The sequence below is a fragment of the Staphylococcus sp. HMSC06C11 genome, from assembly GCF_001808345.1.
In the GTDB taxonomy this organism is placed as follows: Bacteria; Bacillota; Bacilli; order Staphylococcales; family Staphylococcaceae; genus Staphylococcus; species Staphylococcus capitis.
In genome coordinates, this window is sequence record NZ_KV793044.1 from 1 (window position 1) to 741 (window position 741).

The 741-nt window shown below is 40.1% G+C and carries 1 pseudogene; it reads left to right on the forward strand.

What is annotated here, in order from left to right:
- Nucleotides 1–741 (forward strand): annotated as a pseudogene (locus tag HMPREF3154_RS11535) (hypothetical protein); the annotation flags it as partial.

Here is a 741-nt window from a genome sequence, read left to right on the forward strand (position 1 = left end):
CACTTGTTGATAATGACGTACTAGCAGATTCTGAATCACTTATTGATGTGCTTTCACTGTCTGATGTACTAGCACTGCTTGAGCCACTTAGTGATTCACTTGTACTACTTGAATCGCTTGTGCTCGTTGAAGATGAGGCACTTGTACTTGTTGACTCTGACCTACTAGCAGATAATGATGTACTCGCACTTTCTGAATCGCTCACACTTGCAGAAGTTAATGTGCTAGTGCTTTCAGAATCCCTCGCGCTTATTGAGCCTGATTCACTTTCTGATTCACTCACTGATTCAGATGTACTGTTAGATTTTGAAGTACTCTCACTCTCTGAATCGCTCATACTTGTTGATGATGAAGTGCTTTCACTTGTTGAGTCAGATGTACTCTCAGACACAGATTTACTTTCTGAATCTGATGCACTTATTGATTTTGAAGTACTGTCTGATAATGATGTACTCTCACTGCTTGAGTCACTTAGTGATTCACTTGTACTACTTGATTCACTTCCGCTTGTTGACTCTGATGTACTTTCTGATAATGACGTACTTTCACTTGTTGAATCACTTTCTGATGTGCTTGTTGATTCGGATGTACTGTCAGATGTTGAAGCACTCTCTGATTCACTTGTGCTTGTTGATGTACTTGTACTTGTGGAGTCACTACTTGATGTGCTTGTTGACCCAGATTCACTTTCTGATGTTGATGTACTTAGTGATTCAGACGTACTTGCGCTTGTTGAATCAC